The sequence below is a fragment of the Neorhizobium sp. P1_A6 genome (assembly GCF_056406795.1).
On record NZ_JBFTZM010000001.1, the window covers coordinates 848807 to 870890 of the forward strand.

Below are 22084 nucleotides of genomic sequence, written 5' to 3' on the forward strand. Positions count from 1 at the left end.
CCTCATCCTGCCGACCGAGCGTAGCCGGAGGCGTATCGCATGATCTCTTCCTGGTCGGTTTTCGCAGTCTCCAGCACGCCGGTGATGCGGCCCTGATGGAAGACGGCGACGCGGTCGGTCATGCCGAGAATTTCCGGAAGCTCGGAACTGATCAGCACGACGCCGATGCCGTTTGCCGCAAGCTCGTCCATGATCCGGTAGATCGCGAGCTTGGCGCCCACGTCGATACCCCGGGTCGGTTCGTCGAAGAACAGTATTCTCGACTTCCGGAACAGCCACTTGCCGATGATGATCTTCTGCTGGTTGCCGCCCGAAAGCAGCCGCACCGGCTGCTTGATCGAGGGCGTGCGGATGTTCAGGAGATCGATATATTCTTTCGTCGCCCGGGCATGTTTGGCAAAGTCGATCAGCCCGAAACGGTTCGAGACGGCAGCCATGTTGGCGAGCGTCATGTTGGCATCGACCGGCATCTTGACCGCCAGCCCCTGCGCCTTGCGGTCTTCGGACAGATAGGCGATGCCGGCAGCGATCGCGTCGCGCGGCGAGGTGATGGTGAGCGTATGGCCATGCAGGGTGACCGTGCCGGTATCGAGCGGATCGGCCCCGAAGACGGCGCGCGCCACTTCCGTGCGTCCGGCGCCCATCAGCCCGGCAAAGCCGAGGATTTCGCCGCGGCGCAGCGTGAAGGAAATGTCGCGGAAGACGCCGGTGCGCGAAAGGCCTTGCGCCGAGAAGATGACCTCGTCGCTCGGAACCGACGTCCGCTCCGGAAACTTCTCCTCCAGCGACCGGCCGACCATTTTCGAGACGATCGCGTCGACGCTGGTGGCCGCAAAATCGTCGGTCGAGATGTAGCGGCCGTCGCGCAGCACCGTGACGCGGTCGACGATCTCGGACATTTCGTCGAGCCTATGCGAGATATAGACGATGCCGACGCCCGACGCCTTGAGGTCGCGGATGACCTTGAACAGCAGCCGCGTCTCCTGCTCGGTCAGCGACGAGGTCGGTTCGTCCATGATCAGCACTTCGGCGTCTAGAGACAGCGCCTTGGCGATCTCGACCATCTGGCACTGGGCGACGGACAGGCCCCGCACCGGACGATCCGGATTGATGTCGACCCCGAGCCGGTCGAGGCAGCGCTTGGCATCGGCCCGCAGCTTCTTGCGGTCGACGAGAAAGCTTCCTCCGAGGAAACCACGGCGCGGCTCGCGGGCAAGATAGATGTTTTCCGCCACCGTCAGGTGCGGCACCAGGTTGAGTTCCTGGTGGATGATGGCGATGCCGGCGGCTTCCGATTCCCGCGTCGAGGAGAAATGCCGTTCCTCGCCCTTATAGGTGATCGTGCCTGAACTCGGCTGGTAGACGCCGCTGACGATCTTCATCAGCGTTGATTTGCCTGCGCCGTTTTCTCCGCAGACCGCATGAACTTCACCGCGGCGGAGGTCGAAATGGACGTTGGTGAGCGCTTTGACGCCCGGGAAGTCCTTGCTGATATCGTCGAGGCGGAGCAGAGGCTGGTTCGTCGAGGCCGACGCGGCACGGCCCGGCGACATGGCGGCGCCATGCATAGTCTGCCCAAGCTCGGCCGGACGATTTTCCAAATTTGCCTCCTCGGGCTGTTCGGCCCCATTCGCCGGCGGCTCCTCCCTCCGGCGTTGATAATGGGTAAACCCGAGCACGGAAGTGGTCAAGCCAATTTTTTTAGAAAGCGGAAGCAGACTGAAGGCAGTGAGGGGGAAATGTATCTGGAAGCGAAAAAGAATGATAAATCAACGAATGAAATTTGTTTGTTGCTCTCTTCCTGCTGGCTGATATGGTAAGGCCACATTGTCAGGACGACGAAATTCATGAACGGACCCATCAAGACGGCAGAACCGCGGCGGCTGTATCAGCAGATTGCCGACCAGATCCGGGTGCTGATCCAGGGCGGCCAGTTTTCGGCCGGCGCACGCCTGCCGGCCGAGCGGGAGCTTGCCCAGCAGCTTGGTGTTTCACGCCCCTCCTTGCGTGAAGCACTGATCGCGCTCGAAATCGACGGAAGCGTTGAAATCCGAATGGGGTCCGGCATCTACGTGACGGCCGAGCCGGATCGTCGGCCATGGCAAAGCGGCTCGATGGGCGAAAGCCCGCTCGAACTGATGCAGGCACGAGCTGCCGTCGAAGGCGCGGTCATCCTGCTGACGTCGGCACGGATCACGCCGGAGACATTGCGATCGCTGCGCCAGACGCTCGACCAGATGCGCACCGAGATCGCCGAAGGGCGCAAGGCACTCGACCTTGACCGGCTTTTCCATCTGACCATCGCCAGCCAGTCGGGCAATTCGGTGCTGGCGCATATTGTCGGAGACCTGTTCGACGAGCGCCACAGCCCGATGTCGGCCCAGATCCGGGCGCGGTTCGAATCACCGGAAACCTGGGGGCTTGCGTTGAGCGAGCACGAGGCGATCTATGCGGCGCTGGAGGCGCGCAATCCGCTTCTCGCCCAGGCGATGATGCATGCACATCTGGAGGAATCGAAACAACGCTGGATGAATCACGAGACACGGTGATATTCCTGCGGCTGTTTCGGGAGGAAACAAAAAATGGACTTTGCGGCTTCACCCATCATCATCTTGAACCCGATCGACGATGTCGGCGTCGCGCGGCGGTCGATGCAGGCCGGCGCCCCGACCGGTTTCGGCGATCTTGCGGCCCGCGAGCTGATCGGCCGTGGCCACAAGGTGGCGATCAGGGCGATCCCGAACGGCGGCGAGGTGAAAAAATACGGCCAGGTGATCGGCGTCGCAACGCAGGACATCGCCCCCGGCAGCCATGTGCACCTACATAACCTTGCCATGCTGCCCTCGGAGCACGAGCACCAGTTCAGCGTCGATATCGAAGAAAAGGGCATGCTGCCGGAAGCCGAGCGGCGCACCTTCATGGGTTATGACCGCGGCCTCGGCGGCGCCGGCACCCGCAACTATATCGGCGTCATCTCGTCGGTGAACTGTTCCGCCACCGTATCGCGCTACATCGCCGACTATTTCAACCGTCTGGGCGGGTTGGACGGTTTCGACAATATCGATGGCGTCGTGGCGCTCACCCATGGCGGCGGCTGCGCGCTCAACAACAAGTCGGAAGGCTATCGGCTGCTGATCCGCACCATCCAGGGGTATGCGCGGCATCCGAATTTCGGCGGCATCCTGATGATCGGCCTCGGCTGCGAAACCAACCAGATCGCCCCGATCCTCGAACATTACCGCATGGAAGAGGGCGAACGGCTGCGGACGATGAACATCCAGCAGCACGGCGGGACCCGCAAGACCATCGATGCGGCAATTGCGATCATCAAGGAGATGCTGCCCGGCGTGAATGCCGCGACGCGCACGCCGCAGCCTCTGTCCAAACTGAAACTGGCGCTCGAATGCGGCGGCTCGGACGGTTATTCCGGGATTTCCGCCAATCCGGCTCTGGGGTACGCCTCAGACCTGATCGTCCGCAACGGCGGCACAACGGTGCTGTCGGAAACGCCGGAGATCTACGGCGCCGAACATCTGCTCACCCGCCGCGCCGTGACGCCGGATGTGGCCCAAAAACTTCTGCAGCGGATCGACTGGTGGCGGGACTATACCGCCCGCAATGGCGACGAGCTGAACAACAACCCGTCACACGGCAACAAGCTCGGTGGCCTGACCACCATCCTCGAAAAATCGCTCGGCGCGGTGGCCAAGGGCGGTTCGATGCCATTGAAGGCGGTTTACGAATTTGCCGAGACCGTTACGGAGCCGGGTTTTGTGTTTATGGACACGCCCGGCTACGATCCGGTCGCGGTGACCGGCCAGGTGGCAGGCGGCTGCAACGTCATCTGTTTCACCACCGGCCGCGGATCGGTTTCGGGCTTCAAGCCGTCGCCCTGCATCAAGATCGCCACCAATTCCGAAATGTACGAGCACATGAAGGAAGACATGGACCTGAACTGCGGCGGCATCGTCACCGGCGAAGAGACGATCGAGCAGGCGGGATTGCGGATTTTCGAGGATGTGATCGCGGTAGCCTCGGGCAAAAAGACGCTCAGCGAGATCTACGACTACGGCGACAACGAATTCGTGCCGTGGCAGGTCGGGGCGGTGACGTGAAAATGTCCTCTCTCCGTCATTGACCCGAGATCCATGGGCTGGCGGTGCGGATGCTGGATCCTCGGGTCAAGCCCGAGGACGACGGCGGATATGTTGCAACGCGCCGAAACTCTAGGGCAGTGGCCTGGGCACTGCCCTTATTTTGCCTAGACCCGGCCTTACCGAATGACCATCTGCTGCGGTGCGCCGGGTTTTGCCGGCTGCTGCACCTTGACCGGAGCCGGTTCCGCCGTGCCGAACAGCTTGTCGCGTTCGCGCCACAGGGCCGGCAGCGACAGCAGCGCGATCGAGACCAGCGCAATCGCCGTCTTGGTGAACTCGTTCAGCTCCGGCGTCCGTCCGTCGAAATAATAGACGAAATAGACGATCGCGACGTGCCATACATAGACATAAAGCGAGTGGCGGCCGAGGAGCTGCAGGTACTTGATCGAGAACACCCAGGTAACCGCACCGGCAATGCGGCGCACCCATTCGTCTCTGTGCTTCGGGCCGGCGACGATCACCCAGGTGACGAGCATGGCGACGGCCGCAAAGTTCAGAAGATAGACCGGACCGAAATCGGCACGGATTTCCATCGAGGCGAACTTGCCGATCATGTGCGGCGGCATCAGCTCATGCGCGGTGATCAGACGCAGCGGCAGGAAGAAGAGAACCATCAGCAGCGCCACCTTCGGGATGAACGTATTGTCTGGCGACAGGATATTGCTCCACTTGATCTTGCCGGCCGAGGTCAGCGCGCCGAGCACGAGGCCCGAATAGAACACGACCTGCCAGCCGAGCAGGTTGAACGACACGCGGATGCCCTGGTCGTCCGCACCCATGACCAGATCGTTGAGCGGCGTCGTGGCGATCTGCTGCAGGCCGAGCTGGGCCGTCATCCACAGGATCACCGAACCGGCCACCACATAATGCCACTTGTCCTCCAGCACCAGCTTCACCAGCATCGGCGCGAAGAGCATGTAGACGATATACTGGGGCAGGATATCCATGAAGGTCGGCTGGTAGAGGAAGGTTGCGATCGCAGCGAGACGCAGCGGATCGTCGAAGGTCGTGTAACCCAGCCAGTTGAACCAGATCGAATAGGCGCCCGGCAAAAGCATCTGTGCGACCAGCACAACCAGCACGATGCCCATCGCATAACGGTAGAGCTCGAATGCGCGGTTGTAGATGGCCGTGCGGCCGGCCGCATAACCGTTCTTCAGCATCTTCTTGGCATAGACCATGCCGATCAGCAGGCCGGACAGGAAAACGAAGCCCTGGGCGTCTTCAACGAAGGCGAGCTGATTGTGGTTGATCTTCACCAGAAGATAACCGCCAGCAAAGATCAGATGGTTGAGAACCATGAAAACGAGGAAATATCCTCGCATACCATCAATAATATCAAAGCGTTTCATCGGTCGCGGTCTCCGTCTTTTGCCGGTTCCGATGGGCTTTCGCCTTTCGGTCCGTAAGGCCTCTGCGGGCCAGGATGTACGCGGCTAAACGCGGCAAAAAGCCGGACAGTTCCAGCCCTATTTGAGCGTTTAGACCTTATCTACCGTAAACTGTCCGTGATGACTCCGCGATGAACGCTGGGTTGGGTGAGGTTCACACTATTCCGCTGCGACGCGTTTGAGGCCTGCAACCTGCGTGAGGTACGCCCGCATGGCCGCAGGCTTTACCGGCTTGTGCTGCACGCCGATGTCGTGACGCTCCGCCTCGGCGCGGACCTCGGGCGTGCGATCGGCGGTGATGATCAGCGCGGGGATATCCGCCTGATATCCGGCGCGCAGTTTCAGGACAGCCTCGATGCCGTTGCCGTCGTCGAGATGGTAATCGGCGATGATGATTTCCGGCGGCGGTTCGTGGCGGTCGACGATGTCGTCGAGAGCGGCGAGCGAGTCCGCCTGGCCGACGGTGCAGCCCCAGCCGGTGATCAGCAGGGCCATGCCCTCGAGGATCCGCGGTTCGTTGTCGATGCAGAGCACCCGGAGCCCGTTCAGCGGCTGCGAGTGCTTGCGGCGCTCCAATTGGTCAGCGGCCTGGACTGCCTGCGATGCGGTCAGGTCCATCGGCACCTGGACCCGGAAGGCGGTGCCTCGCCCGGGCGTCGAGGCGAGTTGGACCGGATGGTTGAGCACTCGCGAGATGCGGTCGACGATCGACAGGCCAAGACCGAGGCCGGCCGCGGTCTTCGCACCCTCGTCCAGCCGGGCAAATTCCTTGAACACGGTGCGGAATTTCGATGGTGGGATGCCGATACCGGAATCGAGCACCTCGATCACCACCTGGTCGCCCCGCCGGCGCGCGCCGATCAGCACCTTGCCGTCGATCGTGTATTTGATCGCATTGGAGACGAGGTTCTGCACCAGCCGGCGCAGCAGGTTGGCGTCGGAGCGAACCTTCAGCGATGTCGGCATGACCACGAATTCCAGGTCCTTCTCGCGGGCCATCGGAGCATAGTCGGTCTCGATGCGCTTCAGAAGGTCTTCGAGCGGCACCGAGGTGAAACGCGGCTTCATGGCCCCAGTGTCGAGCCTCGATATGTCGAGGACGGCGCCGAGGATCGCCTCGACGGATTCCAGCGCGGAATCGATATTGCGCACCAGCGAACCGTTGTTGTCAGACGATCCGAGCCGCTCGACCAGCGCCGAGGAATAAAGCCGGGCGGCGTTGAGCGGCTGCAGGATGTCGTGGCCGGCGGCTGCGAAGAACCGGGTCTTGCCGATATTGGCCTCGTCGGCGGATGCCTGGGCCTCGGCAAGTTCCTTATTGACGCGGGTGAGCTCGGCGGTGCGTTCGCCGACCCGCTGCTCGAGCGTCTCGTTTGCCTGCTTCAGCGCCTGGTCTGCCGCGACACGATCGGAAATGTCGGTAAAGGTCGCGACGATGCCCTTGTCGGGCATGGCGTTGGAGCGAACCTCGATGATCCGCTCGCCGCCGTTCAGCACCAGCGAGAAGGGGGCGTCGAGCGTCTGGAACTTACGGATCACCTCCGCCTGCTCGACGGCCGCGAGATCGCCGCGTTCCGAAAGGATGGCAACCATGTCGGCCAGCGGAAAGCCGACCTGGCCGACCTGTTCCGGCAGGTCGAGCAGATTGCGGAAACGCCGGTTCCAGATGGTCAGGCGCTCGGAACTGTCGAACACGGCAATGCCCTGATCCATCTGCGAAAGCGCCGTCTGCAGCATGTCCTGGTTATATTGCAGCGCCTCGCTTGCCTGGTCGAGCAGCCAGGCGGTGTCGGAATTGGTGTCCTCGGCCTTCTGCAGGATCAGCGACAGCACCAGCCGGGCGGAGGACGAGCCGATCGCGCTGCCGAGCAGCTGCTCGGAGAAATGGATCATCGCCATGTCGGCGGGCTGGTCGTCGCTGAACTTGCGGCCGGCGGTCTTCTCGTAGTTGGAGAAGGACCGCCGCATCCGTTCTTCGCCGAGATACCGGGCGATTGCCGTCTTCAGGTCGCCGACGCCGACGCGGGTCTTCCAGCCGCGGGTGGCGAATTGCGAGCGCAGATGCCTTTTGACGAAGATGCCGGCCTGGATGCGCTCGACCGGACGCGGATTGCGCGACAGCGATCCCAGGACGAAGGCGAGAATGTTGAGCGTCAGGCTGAAGATCGTCGCGTTGACCAACGGGTCCGTCTGCGGCCCGGAGAAGATGCCGGTGCCGGGGAACAGGAAATTGAGGACGGCGGTCGCCACATGGGAATTGTCAGGTCCGCCAAGGCTTGGCACGAACAGCAGATAGGCCCAGGCAAGGAAACCGAAGGACATGCCGAGGATCGCCCCGCGGGCGTTGGCACGGCGCCAGACGAGGCCGCCGAGGAGGGCAGGAGCCACCTGTGCGATCGCCGCGAAGGCGAGCAGGCCGATGGAGGCAAGGCCGGACTGGCTGTCGGCCATGCGGTAATAGGCATAACCGAGGATCAGAACGCCAAAGATCGCAACCCGGCGGATGTTCAGCAGCGTGCGGGTGAAGTCGGTGCGCTGGCCGGAGCGCGCCGCCATCAGCCGTTGTCTGAGAAAGATCGGGATGATGATGTCGTTCGACACCATGATCGAAAGGGCCACGGATTCCATGATGACCATGGCGGTGGCGGCGGAAAAGCCGCCGATGAAGGCAATCAGCGAAACGACCTTGAGCTCACCGGCGAGCGGCAGCGTCAGCACGTAAAGGTCGGCGTCGCCGGTGCCGCCGAAGGTGATCAGCCCGGCCATCGCGACCGGCAGCACGAAGATGTTGATGGCGATCAGGTAAAGCGGCAGAAGCGCGCTCGCCACCTTGCGCTCCTTCGTCGTGCGGTTCTCGACCACGGTCACGTGGAACTGCCGCGGCAGCATGATGATCGCAAACGCTGACAGCGCGATCAGGATCAGCCAGCGGCTGATCGGCGTCTCGTAGGCGAGCGCTGAACCGACCAACATGTTTTCCGATGCCTTGGCGAGCAGATCGGACGGCCCGTCGAACAGGATGAAGAACACCGAAAAGCCGACCGTCGCAAAGGCGAACAGCTTGACCACCGATTCCATGGCGACGGCCAGGATCAGCCCGTCCTGGTGTTCCGTCGCATCCGTGTGGCGGGTGCCGAAGATGACCGCGAAACAGGCCATCATCAGCGTGACGATCAGTGCCAGGTCGATGAAATAGAGATTGCCGCTGCCGATGCCGTAATCCGACGGATTGACCATGGCGGCGACCGAGCTCGACACCGCTTTCAGCTGCAGCGCGATATAGGGCACGGCACCGACCAGGGCGATGATCGCGACGATCATCGCGACGGTGGAATTCTTGCCGTAGCGGGCAGCGACGAAATCGGCGACCGACGTCAGCTTCTCGGCCTTGGCGAGCTCGACGATCCGCCGGATGATCGGCATGCCGAGCGTGAAGGCGAGGATCGGGCCGATATAGATGCCGGTGAACTCCAGTCCCTTCTGCGAGGCAAGCCCGACGCCGCCGAAATAGGTCCAGGAGGTGCAGTAGATCGCAAGGCTCAGCGCATAGACGATCGGCCGGCCGTTCTTCGGCACGCCGAAGACACGGCTTCGCCGGTCGCCATAACTCGCCACCGCAAACAGCAGCAGGATATAGGCGAAAGCCGAAACGAAAATGACCCAGCCAGGAAGCATTGCTCCTCCGCAAAGAGCTTCAGGGCTCAAACATTAGGGGAAAAGCATGCGCTTGGAAATCAGGGGGCTCTCGGCAAAAAGTCCAATAGACGATCGTATTTAAGCCTGCGGCGGGCGCCGTCTTTTCACATCCGCAGAAAGCGCTATGTTGCGTTTTACCGAAACTGAAAAGCCATGGGGGATATTGGCGATGTCAATGATCAGCGAATTCCGTTCCTTTATTGCCAAGGGCAATGTCGTCGATCTTGCGGTCGGTATCATCATCGGCGCGGCTTTCACGGGCATCGTAAAATCGTTGGTCGATGACATCGTGATGCCGATTGTCGGCGCGATCACTGGTGGTGGCTTCGATTTCTCGAATTACTTCCTGCCGTTGTCGAGTGCGGTCACGGCGTCGTCGCTCGCCGCTGCCCGCGAACAGGGTGCGGTCTTTGCCTATGGCAATTTCATCACCGTTCTCATCAATTTCGTGATCCTGGCGTTCATCATCTTCCTGATGGTGAAGGCCGTGAACAAGATGCGCCTGGCGGATGAGAAGAAGTCGGCCGACGAGACGCCGGCTCCGCCACCGGCAGATATCCAGCTGCTGACGGAAATTCGCGACCTGCTGAAGGCAAAGTGATCTTTTGATCACGCCCGTCGAATTCATCAGCGGAATCGATCCCCGCGTCACGGATTATCATGGGATTCCGAGGCTTTCCTGCGCTAAAGAAGTGGGAAACAGCCCCGAGGGAATTCCATGTCGATCATCTCCAGTCTCAGCCCCCGCGCCGTCGCGGCGCCCGAAAGCGGCATTGTCGAGGTCCTGAATTACGCCCGCGGGCGAGAGGGATTGATCCCGCTCTGGGCCGGTGAAGGGGATCTGCCGAGCCCGGATTTCATCAACCGCGCCGCAACCGAGGCGCTGCTCGGCGGCGAGACCTTCTATACCTGGCAGCGCGGCATACCGGAGTTGCGCCAGGCGCTGTCGGATTATTATGCGCGGCATTTCTCCGTCTCGCTGCCGGTCGAGCATTTTTATGTGACCGGCTCCGGGATGCATGCGATCATGCTGGCGGTGCAGGCCGTGACCTCACCGGGCGACGAGATGATCTATCTGTCACCGACCTGGCCGAACATCATCTCGGCGATCGAGATTTCCGGCGCCCATTCCGTCGGCCTGCCGCTCGATTTCGTCGGTGGCCGCTGGTCGCTCGATCTCGCCAAGCTGGAGGCGAAGATCACACCGAAGACCAAAGGCCTGTTCATCAACACGCCCGCCAACCCGACCGGCTGGACGGCGACGCTCGAAGACCTGAAGAACATCCTGGCGCTCGCCCGCAAGCACGGTATCTGGATCGTCGCCGACGAGATCTATGCCCGTTATTATTATGGCGGCACTGCCCGCGCTCCGTCCTTCCTCGACATCATGGAGGAAGGCGACCGGATCATCTTCGCCAATTCATTCTCCAAGAACTGGTCGATGACCGGCTGGCGGGTCGGCTGGATCGTCGCTCCCCCGGAAATGGGTCAGGTTATCGAAAACCTGGTCCAGTATTCCAATTCCGGCGTGGCGCAGTTCCTGCAGCGCGGTGCCGTGGTGGCGCTCAACCAGGGCGACGACTTCGTGAATGCGAATATCGCCCGGGCGACCGCAGCGCGCGACATCCTCTGCGACGCGCTGATTGCTACCAACCGCGTCGAAACGCTCAAGCCCGACGGCGCACTTTACGCTTTCGTCAAGGTCGACGGCATTACCGACAGCCGCAGCGCGGCGCTCGATATCGTCGACAAGATCGGCGTGGCGCTGGCTCCCGGTTCGGCTTTCGGCAAGGGCGGCGAGCTTTTCCTGCGCGCCTGTTTCCTGCGCGATCCGAAACAGATCGAAGACGCCGCCGGCCGCCTCTCCGATTACATCAAGCGGCTCTGATCCGATCCGGCACGCAAACGCTAAAATTCGAGCGATTTGCTCAAGTGCCTGTTTGCCTTGACCCGAGATAAACCCGGCGCAACCTGCGTCGGGTAAGCATTGTTGAAGACTGCCCGTGTTTTCGTCCTGCCAACGATAAGAAAGCAGGGAAGTATAGACATGGCAGTTCTGGTGACAGGCGGCGCGGGTTACATCGGCAGCCACATGATCTGGGCTTTGCTCGATGCGGGTGAGGAAGTCGTCGTCCTCGACAGGCTTTCGACCGGTTTTCGCTGGGCCGTGCCGGCCGAGGCGCGGTTTTATCTGGGCGACGTCGGTGATCGCGCCATTCTCTCGCAGATCTTTGCCGAAAACGACATCGACGCGATCCTGCATTTCGCCGGCTCGATCGTCGTGCCGCAATCGGTCGCCCATCCTTTGGATTATTACGAGAACAACACCGGCAATACCCGGTTGCTCGCTGCGGCCGCGATCGAAGCAGGCATTCGCCATTTTGTCTTCTCGTCGACTGCAGCGGTTTATGGCGACCAGAAGGACGACACGCCCGTCTTCGAAAGCGCCGACCTGCACCCGAAGAACCCCTATGGCCAGTCGAAACTGATGTCGGAAATGATGCTGCGCGATGCCGCCGCGGCCTATGATTTCCGTTTCGTGGCGCTGCGTTATTTCAATGTCGCCGGCGCCGATCCGCTCGGCCGCACCGGCCTGTCGACGGAAGGCGCCACCCATCTGATCAAGATCGCCTGCGAGGCCGAGCTCGGCAAGCGCCGTGGCGTCGATGTCTACGGGACGGATTATTCGACGCCTGATGGCACCGGCATCCGTGATTACATCCATGTCACTGACCTCGTGAACGCGCATCTGAAAGCGTTGAGCTACCTGCGCCGTGGCGGCGAACCGTTGATTGCCAATTGCGGTTACGGCCGCGGCTATTCGGTCCTGGAGGTGCTGGACGCGGTGATGCGCGTCGGTGGCCGCAAGTTCGAAATCCGCTATGGACCCCGCCGGCCCGGCGACGCGGCAAGCGTGGTCGCCAATTCGACGCTGGCGCGCCGGTTGCTCGACTGGAAGCCGCGCCACGACGATCTGGATTTTATCGTCGAGACCGCGATCACCTGGGAGAAAGGCCTCGCCTCGCGCAAGGCCGAAGATCTCAAGTCGCTGCAGAGCAGGTTGGCCTCGGCACGATTCTAGGGTTCCGGATCGGAACAGTTTTTATGGAACATCCTCGGTTGTCTGGGGTTTGAACTACGCGGGCAAATCGAATCCGCCGGTTCTGCCGGTATTTCAACGGAGGAAATTCCCATGACTTTCAAGCTGATTACCGTCTCGATCCTTTCTCTCGGCCTCGCGGCCGGTGGCGCTCTTGCCCAGACCAGCGGCAAGGGAAATGCAAGCTCCACCGGCACGTCGGCCAGCGATAGCAGCGACGGCCAGAAGAAGATCGACCCGAACACCACCAACAGCACGACCGGCGGCGCCATGGGCAACGCTGCAGGCACCAAGGACACTCGGACCAACTGCGCTCCGAACCTGCAGACCAAGGGCTCGGCCACCACGCCTGACACGACGGGCACCGCATCGGTTCCTTCGGGCCAGGCCGGCACCAACACCAACGGTCAGGCTACGGACTGCTGACGCAGATGCATTTTAGCGAAGAAAGGCCGGCATCGTCCGGCCTTTTTGCGTCCGGAGATTCCGTCGCATGGCGTTTTCAAGCGTTTGCCGATAAAGAGGGGCCTTCTCAACATCGGTATCCATGATGCGACGCGCTCTGCTTTCCACCATCTTCCTGTTGCTGCCTCTGACGGCGGGCGCCCAGAATTTGCCTGCAAAGCAGCCCTCAAGCCCGCCTGTCACGCAGCATGCCGCGGGCACGCCCAAACTGGTCGAGCCGCATCTCCATGTCAGCCGTTCCGGCAATGTCAGCCGCCCCCGGGTGGCGCTGACATTCGATGCCTGCATGGGCCAGGCCGACGAGCGGATCCTTTCGACGCTTGTCCGGGAGCGCATTCCCGCGACCATTTTCGTCACCGCCCGCTGGCTGAAAAAGAACCCGCAGGCGGTTGCCGTCTTTCTAAACAACCTCGATCTGTTCGAACTGGAAAACCACGGCCAGAACCATGTGCCGGCGGTCGATGCTCCTATCCTGATCTATGGCATCGCCGCTGCCGGGTCGCCGGAGGCGGTTCGCCAGGAAGTGGCAGGTGGCGCCGATGCCATGCTGGCGGCGGGCCTCGCCGCACCACGCTGGTTCCGGGGCTCGACGGCTAAATACGACCCTTCGGCGATCCGTCAGATCCGCGGCATGGGATACCGGGTCGCCGGTTATTCGCTAAACGGCGACGGCGGCTCGCTGCTCGGCGCCGGCGTCACCGAAAAACGCATCGCCGCCGCCAAGGACGGCGATGTCGTGATTGCGCATATCAATCAGCCGACCCATGCAGCCGGCGAGGGCGTCGCCCGCGCTCTCCTGGCCCTGAAGGGCCGCGGCGTCGAATTCGTGCGTCTTTCCGATGTCGATGGCATCGGGGACGACGACACGACTCAGTGAGCCGGCAGTCGCCCCAATCGTTTACCCTTTGAACGCAGATCGGGGAGAGACGAGATGCCGTCTCTCCCCGATCTCATTGCGGCTAAAGGATCGTCTTTACTTGACGACCTGCACGACCGTGCGGGTCCGCGGGTCGACGATGATGCGCTGTTTGTTCACCACCGCATAGGCATATTTCGGGCTGTCTGGAACCGGAGTCAGCACGACGCTTGAAGGAACCGGCTTGCCGACGACGATCTTTTCCTTGACGACGACCGGCGATGCCGGGGCAGGGGCCTGTTCGACATAGGTGACGACGCGTTGCGGCGGCGGGTCGATGACGGTGCCGACAGCTGCGCCGGCAACCCCGCCGACGGCCGCACCAGCAGGGCCGCCGATAATCGCGCCGGTGACGGCGCCGCCGGCGGCTCCGTTGACGGTACCCTGCTGGGCGGAAGCAGCAGGCGCGAGGGCGCCAAGGGCCACGGCGGAAAGAACGATGATCTGGGTCTTCATGATAGTCTCCTTCTACATGTTGTGAGCGGGCGGGTGATTTGCGCCGCGCCCTTCGAACGGGATCGAGGCCGTCTATCGTGTGACTGGCGCAGGCGGCTCGATCTTCGGCAGGGTGACGCCGATATCGACGTCATGGTTTCCGAGATAACCAGCTTCGAAGAAGAAGAGCCCGCCGGCGATGACCACGATCAGCAGGATGACGGCAACGGCCCAGCCGCCGCTGCCGCTCGTACGGATCACTATCGGTTCTCGGTCACTCATGGTTTTCTCCTGTGTTCAGCGCTCAGCCGACCAGGATGTAAACAATCTCGTGGGTCGAGGGGTCGACGATGATGATCCGCCCATCCGCCAGGACGAAGTATTCGTAACCGCGATAGGCGGGCACGATCTCGACGATGCGCGGCGGCAAGGGATGCAGTCTGACAGTCGTCGGGACGGCGACGCCGACATTGACGTCGAAATTGACATTGGCGGGCTCGACCTTGTTCTGGACGAGAATGTTGCGCACCTCCGTCTTCTGTTCGGCCGAAATATTGATGCTGCCCGTGGTCTCGTTGGAAGGTTTATTGGTGGTGGCCTGGTTCGAACCCGGCTGCTGCGCGCCATTGTTCTGTCGGGCAGTATCATTGGTTGCCGGTTTGCGCGCATCAGTTCCCGAGCCTGAACCGGAATTGGCGGTCGTGGAACTGTCGTTCTGGCCGGCGGGCTTCTGCTGCGCCGTATTGTCCTTGGCGCCTGACTGTGTGTCGCCCGTTTGTGCCTTCATGGAATCGGTCGATTTTCCCTGAGTGGCGCTGTCACCCTTGGGTTTCAGACGCTGCTGGTCGCCGCTTTGGGCCTGGGCGCTCGTTTTGTCATTGCCGCCGGCCGAACCCTGCGGCTGTTGGGTCGCAGCGCCCATATTCTGCTGCGGCTGAGCCTGTTTGGCGCCGGACGAATTGTCCGAGCCTGGCTTGACCTTGCGGGGCAAGACTTGATTACTGCCGTCCTGTCCGGTCTGATTATCCTGGGTTTGAGCGATTGCCGGCGCTACCGAAAGGGTCGATCCGGCGAGAAGCGCAATCGCGAGCGTCTGTTTCATCGAGAGTTTCATGATGTTTCCTCCATTTTCTGGTTCACCGGCGAGCCCGCTGATGGGCCGCACTCACACCTCGAACTGCGGCTGCCACGGCTCGTTCCGGGTTTTGGGCTTCAGTCTGACGCGGCCGGACTTCAGGCCGACCCTTTCTGGGCCTTTGGTCTGATGGGGCAGGCTAAAGGTCCAAGGGGGGATGAAATCGAGGAATTGCGCTGTTAAGGTGCCGTTGATCCTGGAGGTTTTTCAGGAGGTTCCGTCATCGACAGCAGCGTTTCCCAGGCCAGATGGCTATTGATCCCTGTCGCAGGGCTTTTTATCTTCACCGCCACTTTGGAAGCGCTTGCCGTCTGACGGATGCAGATCCCGGTTCCTGCGCGATCATCGGTCCTTTTCAGCGCAGAACCTTGCCCGCCGACCGCCGTGTTTACGAGTCGGCGGGCTCTTTGACCGGCGACAGGGCGCGGAACCATCAGGCGGGCGTCCGGTTTAGACCTTGCAAAACAGTTCAAAAATGCCTCACGCAGGAGATGGCCACACGAGGAGCGAGAGATGCCGACGCGTAGAATGCTTGTCCTGAGCGGAGCGCTCACCGCAGTCATTGCAGCGGTGCTGCCGTGGAAGGTTGTCGCCGGTGCGGACGGCCTGCCGCGTATCGCTCTGTCGACCGTTGCCGCTAAGGACGGCAATGGTGATGGTGGCAGCGGAAACGGCGGCGGCAGCTCCAGCGGGAATGGCAGCGACAATGGCGGCAGTTCCGGCAATAACGGCAATGGTTCCAGCAACGGCAATAGCGGCGGTAACGGTAACGCCGGTGGAACCGATACCGGCAGTACCGGCTCGGGAACCGGACCTGGTCCCGGAGCGGGATCGGCTCCGGCAGGCGAAGCTGTAAATCCCGGCAAAGCCGCCGCGTCCCCAGCCCAGCCCGCAGCCCCGGCACCTTCGGTCCCGGCGGCTCCCTCGAAAGCCGGCGTCGAGGTCGATGTTCGCGGAACGTCGATAACAGTCAGACATCACAACGGCGCGACGGAACGAATCTCTCAAGGGCGTTACGAGATGCGGGATTCGCAATCCCGCACCATCGTCAATCGGACCGCAACCCCCTCGGATGCGTCAAGACTGCGATCGTTCGGCCGTTGACCGCTGGTCGGTCGCATCACGAAGGGCGAGTGCCGCCTCCGTCCGGTTGGTCACCTTCAGCTTCGAGAGGATGCGGGTCATGTGATGCTTGACGGTCTTCTCGTGAAGATCAAGCTGCCGCGCCACCCGCTTGTTGCTGAGCCCGGATGCAACGAGGCTCAGCACCTCCTGTTCGCGGTCCGTCAGTTCCGACAAGAGGTCGGGCTTTGCCTGGACCTCGGTGGGAGCGGATAGGCCGGCAATCAGCCGCGCCGAGAGGCCGGGCGAAACATAGCTCTCGCCGGACGCCACCGTTCTGACCACGTCTGCCAGGCCCCTCGAACCGACGCCCTTGAGAACATAGCCTTTGGCGCCCAGTTTCAGGGCGGCGGCGATGTCTTCGCTCGCCTCCGAAACGGTCAGCATGACGATCTTGAGGTCAGGGCAAAAATCGAGCGCTTCGGTTATGGCCTCGAGGCCGTTGCCGGGCATCGAAATATCCATCAGCATCACGTCCGGGCACAATTCCCGCACGATGCGCAATGCGTCCTCCCGGGAACCGCCTTCGCCGACCATTTCGAAATCCTCGATCTCCCCCAAGCTGCGCGTCACTCCCTCCCGGAACAACGGATGATCGTCGACAACCGCTATCTTTATTCCTGCCATCAAGCCTGCTCCATTTCATGCGTGTTCAGCGACATCCTGACCGTGGTGCCGTCTTTCGATGAGGTGATTGCAAATGTGCCGCCGAGGCTTTCGATGCGCTCTCTCAAACCTGCCAGCCCGAGACCTTCCGGGCGTATGCGCTGGGGATCGAAACCCGGCCCACGATCGCCGACTTCGACGACGACATTGCCGTTGTCAAAACTCTGGCGAACGCTTTGATCCAAGCCGCCGCCATGCCGGAAGCCGTTATTAAGCGCTTCCTGGACGAAACGATAGATGCAGATCTTGGCCGAAGGCGAAAGCGGCCTCGATCGGCTCGACGTCTTGAGCGTGACATCGACACCGGTCCGCTGCCGATGAGCATTGACGGCGCGCCGCAGTACGTCGGGCAGTTCGGCGGCCTCGATCTGCGGCAGGACGAGGCCGCTGCAGATGCTGCGGATCTCGTCCATCGCCTCGTCGAGTCGGGCCTTGATGGTGGTGACCTCCTCTTCGCGCGCGGTCGGCGACGTCGCAGGATCGGTGAGGAGCCGGCTGTCCACCCGAAGCGCGGCATAAGCGACGAGTTGGGCCGGTCCGTCGTGCAGGTCGGCGCCGAGCCGGCGCAGATAACTCTCGTTAAGGGCGGTGGCGCGCCGCGAGGCCCGCTGCGCCCGCGCGTGAAGAGCCTCGTTCTGCGACAGCAGATCGGACAGTTCCGCCACCCGCTGCGTCAGCGCCTGTCGCTGGTGGTCGATCGTCCGGCTGCCGCGGAAAACGATCGCCGAGAGGATCAGGAAGAATGCGAGCGTGACGCCGGCGACCGCCCCCCAGCTTCGAAGCTGGGCTTGATAGAGGCTGCGCTGGAAATCTCCCGCAACCTCATAGAACTCCGAGACCGCGACGACCTCTCCCGACCAAGGCTGCAGGATGGGATTGTAGATTTCGAGAAGCGACAGGCCGGTCGACCGCTCAAAATTGCTTTCGGGGTCTTCGGCAGGCCCGAACCGTGCCACCATCTGTCCGGAAAATGCGGTTCTGAGATTGTCGCTCGGCCCATATTTCTGCCCGATCATGCTTTTGTCGGTCGCATAAAGGACCGTGCCGTCGCGGCGCCAGAGTTTGAAGGATATGACCTTCCCCCCGAGAGCGCCCTGGCCGAAGGTCTCGTCGAGCGCGCGCGTGGTGACGTCATCGAGCGTCTGGTTGGTCTTCATGTCCGGAAGCAGCGGGGCGATGATACTGTCGACATAAAGGGCCGTGGAAGCGGCCGAATTGCGAGTAACCGTCGCCTCGATCACGCTCGTTACATAGGCGCCGACCAAAAGCATCGCCGCGAAAGCGACCAGCCCACCCGCGAGCAGAAACTGCCGGGCGAGGGATTGGTCGTTCCAGCGATCAAGAATTGCGCCGAGCCGCATCAGCATGCCGTTCCGATAACCCGCACAACGCGAGCCGATGCCTCGCAACGCATAAGGGGGGCGATCCGTTGCATCGGGAGTGGATTTAAACCTTCCGGGAGCAGGCACTTTTGACATACCGGTCCTTCTCGATATCACCTACAGTAAGGCTTCGAAAGCGCGGTATGTGTCGCCGGCGATCCTCCGTAGCATAGAGGCTCATTTCCTCGCACGCATCGGTCACCTCGCCAAGCTGGCGGATACGAACTCAGAGCAATCAACGAATCGAAACACTGCATACTGGAGGCCAGATCAGAACAGAAAACGCCGCATCGTATCTGCCCAAGCTGCCGGGCAAGTCATCCGATCTAGATGGGAAGTCTTCAGCCCCCGGCTATATTTGTGCAAGCTGCAATTTTGCTGTGCCCGTCGTGCATTGTATCCCTCTTTTCGCTCCGGAACTTGACGCTGGCCATGGATAGGTGCACCGGCTCATGGGTGCGCGATCGGCACCCCCTTACCATCCGCGCCGGCCCTCATCCGCAGCTTGCCGGGGTACGGTCCCCTGGTCCGTGCAGCTCAATCAACGTCACGTTGATGTCGAACGATTGGCTGTGAAAGGTGGATCTGTCGGCGACGTTGCAGCTAACGCCGGCATTGCGCAGCGAGTCGATTGCCGCTTGCAGTTTGGCTTTGTCCTGGTCGATGAAGACGACGGTCACAGAGGCGTTCATCAGGAAGGGCGCTGATTCCAGGGATTGATCCGGCTTCAATTCCGGTAGGAGTAGCGAACGATGCCACAACCGAAGCGATGCAAGCGTATCGTAGAGCGTCAGCACGAATTCCGAGTCGCCGAAGCGCAGGGTGCGCGCAAGCTCTCTGTTGCGCCCATCACGGGCAGCAAATTCGTCTCGCTGAAACCAGAAAAGCGGTGTCCGTCCCGTCGGCACGCCTGACTTGAGCAGGTCGCGAACGAAGGCGGCGGCTCGGAAGTACTCCAAGTTGCCAATAGTCCCGGCCGTCTTATAGAGCTGCCTGCTGTCTCTATTCATTGCCAGCGACAGGCCGCAAATAATCACGATCGCCACCAGTGCCGCGGTCCTGACGGATTGAGCCTTTTGCAACGGCGTCAACAAAACCAGACCGATGATCATGCCGCAGGCCGTGAGCACGAATAGGTCAACATTGAGCCCCGATGTCGACAAGGAAACGAAAATTGCCGGTGCGAACCAGCTCGTCACGATGAAAAACAGGGCAATGAGAACCGCAAGCAAAGGGCGCAGATTGCCCGCCTGCGGCAGAAGAATTGCGCTCATGGAAGCAGTGCCGATTACCAATGCCGGTACTGCCAATCCGGCATAAAAGATGGTCTGCATCATGACGCCCTTGAGGCCGAGATCATAGGCCGGAAACAAGGCTGCGCCGGCGAACGCGACGACGGCCGCCGCGACTTCGATGCGTCGGAACCCCGCCGAGCGCCGAGCTAGCAGAAGGAGAATCAGTGTCAGGGAGACGACAATGCCGGGCGCATGACGCGTCGTAACTGGCAACCAGTCCATTAGTCGATGACGATAGTTGGCGCCGAACCCGGTAAGAGAGGCGTTTACGATCCAACTCAGCGCAGAAAATGCGCTGATGCCGAAATGGATTTTATGGAGCGCTACCACAAAAAACAGCCAGGTCAGAAGACTGCCGGCCAACCCGCCCAGCACAAAACGAAACGGCCGACGAATAATGTCTTCCCATCGCAGGATCAGGAAGAAAAGAATGACAAGCCCCACCGCGGTAACCGCAAGCGTATGGGCGAGGATAGCGAGCATTGCGAAGATGCCGGCGACAACCAGCCAGAACGTTTGGCGACTCACACTCCAGTGCCCAAGCGCGGCGAAAAGGCAGAGCACATAGGCGAGATAAGCCCCATCGACGTAGCCGGCCGTATTGGCCAGCAGATAGACAGGACTATAGGCAAGGAAAGACGTCGTGACGACGGCAGGCATACGCCCCCAAAGAATGCGGATGCCGTCATAGAGCGCAAAAAGGCCAACCAGGTAGAAAGCGAGAACGACGATCAACCGTGCCGGTATCGGCGGCATGAGCATGTTTGCGAGCACATTCGGCAACACGAACGATACACGCAGCGAATGATAGTCCCAGCCATATGTTTTGACTATGTCAAAATAATCCATGGAGAGACCGAAATAGATCCCAGGATCGACCCATCCGGCCGGCATGAAACGCTGTATCGGCGCAAAAAGCAGAAATAGCGCCGGGAGCAGGCTGGCGAATGCGACGTCGAACAGCCAGCCTGAAGCGCTGCAGACAGTTGCTTCTGATGCGGCCCTATCGTTCTGATCTCTTTCCTCGATAAACTGTGAGTGCATGTCGCGCCGCTTCTCCGGTAAATATCTCATCTGCGGGACAGACAGAGGTCGGATTTGAGAAAATAGACATGGATTATTGCCACCGCGCGACTTCCTTACAGCAAACGTCGTGATCAAAAAACCTTGAAATCGGTCTTATTAAATCTGTCTTTCAAGGACGGGAAACAACTGTCGCTTATTTCGTTTGAGGGATTTGCAGAGCACAGGGAAAGTTTGCTAGTGACGGAATATTAATCCGACTAGGCAGCGAATCCAGGGACGTGCCTTTTTGAGGAGTTTATACATGGCAGGCGATTCAGGCCAAAGCAGATCGAGACCCCAGATAAGTGTGGTGGTGCCGTGCTTTGGCTGCACCGGCACTCTTGTCCCCCTTCACGAACGCCTGACAAGCGTGCTCGAACGGCTGGTCGACAGCCATGAAATCGTGTTCGTTGACGACCGCGGACCTCAGGATCAATGGCCCGTGCTCTCAAAGATTGCGGCGCGCGACGGACGCGTTCGGGTAATCCGCATGTCGCGCAATTTCGGCCAGCAGATTGCTATCACCGCGGGATTGGCAGAATGCAATGGAGATTATGCGGTCATCATGGATTGCGATCTTCAGGATCCGCCCGAATTCATTCCCAATCTTCTCGATGCCGCTCGAAAGGGCTTCGATATTGTTTATGCCAGCCGGCAGATGGGCGATCCCGCAGGCCGGCGCCTTGCCAACCGAATATATTTCTGGCTGATGAACAAGGTCGCCGGCTCTGGAGCCGATCCGAGTCATGGATCATTCAGCCTGATTTCGCGTCAAGTGATCGATGCCTATCTCCGCTTTAAAGAGCATGAGCGTCATTATCTCTTCATCCTGCGCTGGCTCGGGTTCGATTCCGTATCGCTGATCTACGAGCGTCATTCACGACAGATTGGAAAATCTAGCTACACCCTTAGGACGCTGCTGAAACACTCTATCCGGGGGTTCTTCTTCCAGTCCACTGCACCCCTGGTGTGGATATTGTGGCTCGGCTTGGCATGCGCTGCCTTCAGCGCGGGGCTCGGCATCTTCTTCATAGTCATGGCTTTCGTGGGAAATCCTCCGGAAGGCTTCACCGCGCTGATGACCGCCAATCTGATAATGGGCAGCATAATCTTGACGTGCATCGGCGGCATCGGCCTCTACATCGCGCGGATCTTTGACACCGTCAAAGGACGTCCACTATACTTGATCGACAGATCCGATCCGCCGCAGACGTGAAGCCCGGCCAACACTGAGTACCGGGCTTGCTTCGAGGCGAAGG

Annotated in this window: 18 protein-coding genes; 9 read left to right on the top strand and 9 right to left on the bottom strand. The window is 60.9% G+C overall.

The genetic code is table 11. The annotated features are described in order from the left end of the window. Positions 1 to 2 precede the first annotated feature (2 nt). A complete protein-coding gene (locus AC1D3C_RS03935) occupies positions 3 to 1568 on the bottom strand; it encodes a sugar ABC transporter ATP-binding protein (protein ID WP_477482008.1) in 1566 nt (521 codons plus the stop codon). A gap of 279 nt (positions 1569 to 1847) precedes the next feature. On the opposite strand from AC1D3C_RS03935, the gene AC1D3C_RS03940 reads away from it, so the two are divergent. Further along, a complete protein-coding gene (locus AC1D3C_RS03940; protein WP_477481953.1) occupies positions 1848 to 2549 on the top strand; it encodes a FadR/GntR family transcriptional regulator in 702 nt (233 codons plus the stop codon). Positions 2550 to 2582: 33 nt separating this feature from the next. Next, positions 2583 to 4115, top strand: coding sequence for a UxaA family hydrolase (locus AC1D3C_RS03945; RefSeq protein ID WP_105435273.1), 1533 nt, complete (start codon positions 2583 to 2585; stop codon positions 4113 to 4115). Positions 4116 to 4273: 158 nt separating this feature from the next. Here AC1D3C_RS03945 and AC1D3C_RS03950 read toward each other — a convergent pair whose 3' ends face one another. Next, positions 4274 to 5509, bottom strand: coding sequence for an OpgC family protein (locus tag AC1D3C_RS03950; protein ID WP_477481954.1), 1236 nt, complete (start codon positions 5507 to 5509; stop codon positions 4274 to 4276). A gap of 198 nt (positions 5510 to 5707) precedes the next feature. Next, the gene (locus tag AC1D3C_RS03955; RefSeq protein ID WP_477481955.1) at positions 5708 to 9223 is read right to left on the bottom strand and encodes a hybrid sensor histidine kinase/response regulator; all 3516 of its coding nucleotides are present in this window, start codon (positions 9221 to 9223) and stop codon (positions 5708 to 5710) included. Positions 9224 to 9419: 196 nt separating this feature from the next. On the opposite strand from AC1D3C_RS03955, the gene mscL reads away from it, so the two are divergent. The 5 genes from mscL to AC1D3C_RS03980 all read left to right on the top strand — a co-directional run bounded on the left by mscL (position 9420) and on the right by AC1D3C_RS03980 (position 13686). Next, positions 9420 to 9845 (top strand): large conductance mechanosensitive channel protein MscL, encoded by a 426-nt coding sequence (mscL, locus tag AC1D3C_RS03960; protein WP_040125733.1) that lies wholly within the window; start codon positions 9420 to 9422, stop codon positions 9843 to 9845. Between the two features lie 117 nt (positions 9846 to 9962). After that, complete coding sequence (locus AC1D3C_RS03965) at positions 9963 to 11132, top strand: pyridoxal phosphate-dependent aminotransferase (protein WP_477481956.1); 1170 nt, start codon at positions 9963 to 9965, stop codon at positions 11130 to 11132. Between the two features lie 159 nt (positions 11133 to 11291). Beyond that, on the top strand, positions 11292 to 12326 hold the full coding sequence (gene galE, locus AC1D3C_RS03970) for a UDP-glucose 4-epimerase GalE (protein WP_477481957.1): 1035 nt from the start codon (positions 11292 to 11294) through the stop codon (positions 12324 to 12326). Positions 12327 to 12437: 111 nt separating this feature from the next. Next, on the top strand, positions 12438 to 12770 hold the full coding sequence (locus tag AC1D3C_RS03975; RefSeq protein ID WP_477481958.1) for a hypothetical protein: 333 nt from the start codon (positions 12438 to 12440) through the stop codon (positions 12768 to 12770). 124 nt (positions 12771 to 12894) lie between these two features. Next, positions 12895 to 13686, top strand: coding sequence for a polysaccharide deacetylase family protein (locus AC1D3C_RS03980; RefSeq protein ID WP_477482009.1), 792 nt, complete (start codon positions 12895 to 12897; stop codon positions 13684 to 13686). Between the two features lie 96 nt (positions 13687 to 13782). Here AC1D3C_RS03980 and AC1D3C_RS03985 read toward each other — a convergent pair whose 3' ends face one another. The 3 genes from AC1D3C_RS03985 to AC1D3C_RS03995 form a co-directional block, all read right to left on the bottom strand. Beyond that, positions 13783 to 14181 (bottom strand): DUF1236 domain-containing protein, encoded by a 399-nt coding sequence (locus tag AC1D3C_RS03985; RefSeq protein WP_477481959.1) that lies wholly within the window; start codon positions 14179 to 14181, stop codon positions 13783 to 13785. Between the two features lie 72 nt (positions 14182 to 14253). After that, positions 14254 to 14442 carry a hypothetical protein gene (locus AC1D3C_RS03990; protein ID WP_477481960.1) on the bottom strand — a complete coding sequence of 63 codons (189 nt, stop codon included), beginning with the start codon at positions 14440 to 14442 and terminating at the stop codon, positions 14254 to 14256. Positions 14443 to 14464: 22 nt separating this feature from the next. Next, complete coding sequence (locus AC1D3C_RS03995) at positions 14465 to 15274, bottom strand: DUF1236 domain-containing protein (RefSeq protein WP_477481961.1); 810 nt, start codon at positions 15272 to 15274, stop codon at positions 14465 to 14467. Positions 15275 to 15808: 534 nt separating this feature from the next. On the opposite strand from AC1D3C_RS03995, the gene AC1D3C_RS04000 reads away from it, so the two are divergent. Further along, on the top strand, positions 15809 to 16399 hold the full coding sequence (locus AC1D3C_RS04000) for a hypothetical protein (RefSeq protein ID WP_477481962.1): 591 nt from the start codon (positions 15809 to 15811) through the stop codon (positions 16397 to 16399). On the opposite strand, the gene AC1D3C_RS04005 is transcribed toward AC1D3C_RS04000, so the two are convergent. The 3 genes from AC1D3C_RS04005 to AC1D3C_RS04015 form a co-directional block, all read right to left on the bottom strand. After that, on the bottom strand, positions 16373 to 17047 hold the full coding sequence (locus tag AC1D3C_RS04005; protein ID WP_155414692.1) for a response regulator: 675 nt from the start codon (positions 17045 to 17047) through the stop codon (positions 16373 to 16375). The two genes, AC1D3C_RS04000 and AC1D3C_RS04005, sit on opposite strands and share 27 nt — an antisense overlap. Beyond that, a complete protein-coding gene (locus AC1D3C_RS04010) occupies positions 17044 to 18444 on the bottom strand; it encodes a sensor histidine kinase (protein WP_477481963.1) in 1401 nt (466 codons plus the stop codon). Before AC1D3C_RS04010 ends, AC1D3C_RS04005 begins: the two co-directional genes overlap by 4 nt. A gap of 515 nt (positions 18445 to 18959) precedes the next feature. Next, the gene (locus AC1D3C_RS04015) at positions 18960 to 20804 is read right to left on the bottom strand and encodes an ArnT family glycosyltransferase (RefSeq protein ID WP_477481964.1); all 1845 of its coding nucleotides are present in this window, start codon (positions 20802 to 20804) and stop codon (positions 18960 to 18962) included. A gap of 283 nt (positions 20805 to 21087) precedes the next feature. On the opposite strand from AC1D3C_RS04015, the gene AC1D3C_RS04020 reads away from it, so the two are divergent. Next, positions 21088 to 22041: a glycosyltransferase family 2 protein gene (locus tag AC1D3C_RS04020; protein ID WP_477481965.1), complete on the top strand. Its 954-nt coding sequence runs from the start codon at positions 21088 to 21090 to the stop codon at positions 22039 to 22041. The last annotated feature ends 43 nt before the right edge of the window (positions 22042 to 22084 follow it).

Excerpts from the sequence above, each read along its gene's own strand:
- AC1D3C_RS03990 (WP_477481960.1), bottom strand. The coding sequence starts at position 14,442 with ATGAGTGACCGAGAACCGATAGTGATCCGTACGAGCGGCAGCGGCGGC.
- AC1D3C_RS04015 (WP_477481964.1), bottom strand. The coding sequence starts at position 20,804 with ATGCACTCACAGTTTATCGAGGAAAGAGATCAGAACGATAGGGCCGCA.
- AC1D3C_RS03950 (WP_477481954.1), bottom strand. The coding sequence starts at position 5,509 with ATGAAACGCTTTGATATTATTGATGGTATGCGAGGATATTTCCTCGTT.
- galE (WP_477481957.1), top strand. The coding sequence starts at position 11,292 with ATGGCAGTTCTGGTGACAGGCGGCGCGGGTTACATCGGCAGCCACATG.
- AC1D3C_RS03940 (WP_477481953.1), top strand. The coding sequence starts at position 1,848 with ATGAACGGACCCATCAAGACGGCAGAACCGCGGCGGCTGTATCAGCAG.
- AC1D3C_RS03975 (WP_477481958.1), top strand. The coding sequence starts at position 12,438 with ATGACTTTCAAGCTGATTACCGTCTCGATCCTTTCTCTCGGCCTCGCG.
- AC1D3C_RS03955 (WP_477481955.1), bottom strand. The coding sequence starts at position 9,223 with ATGCTTCCTGGCTGGGTCATTTTCGTTTCGGCTTTCGCCTATATCCTG.
- AC1D3C_RS04010 (WP_477481963.1), bottom strand. The coding sequence starts at position 18,444 with ATGCGGCTCGGCGCAATTCTTGATCGCTGGAACGACCAATCCCTCGCC.
- AC1D3C_RS04020 (WP_477481965.1), top strand. The coding sequence starts at position 21,088 with ATGGCAGGCGATTCAGGCCAAAGCAGATCGAGACCCCAGATAAGTGTG.
- AC1D3C_RS03980 (WP_477482009.1), top strand. The coding sequence starts at position 12,895 with ATGCGACGCGCTCTGCTTTCCACCATCTTCCTGTTGCTGCCTCTGACG.
- AC1D3C_RS03965 (WP_477481956.1), top strand. The coding sequence starts at position 9,963 with ATGTCGATCATCTCCAGTCTCAGCCCCCGCGCCGTCGCGGCGCCCGAA.
- AC1D3C_RS04000 (WP_477481962.1), top strand. The coding sequence starts at position 15,809 with ATGCCGACGCGTAGAATGCTTGTCCTGAGCGGAGCGCTCACCGCAGTC.
- AC1D3C_RS03945 (WP_105435273.1), top strand. The coding sequence starts at position 2,583 with ATGGACTTTGCGGCTTCACCCATCATCATCTTGAACCCGATCGACGAT.
- mscL (WP_040125733.1), top strand. The coding sequence starts at position 9,420 with ATGATCAGCGAATTCCGTTCCTTTATTGCCAAGGGCAATGTCGTCGAT.
- AC1D3C_RS03995 (WP_477481961.1), bottom strand. The coding sequence starts at position 15,274 with ATGAAACTCTCGATGAAACAGACGCTCGCGATTGCGCTTCTCGCCGGA.
- AC1D3C_RS03935 (WP_477482008.1), bottom strand. The coding sequence starts at position 1,568 with ATGCATGGCGCCGCCATGTCGCCGGGCCGTGCCGCGTCGGCCTCGACG.
- AC1D3C_RS03985 (WP_477481959.1), bottom strand. The coding sequence starts at position 14,181 with ATGAAGACCCAGATCATCGTTCTTTCCGCCGTGGCCCTTGGCGCCCTC.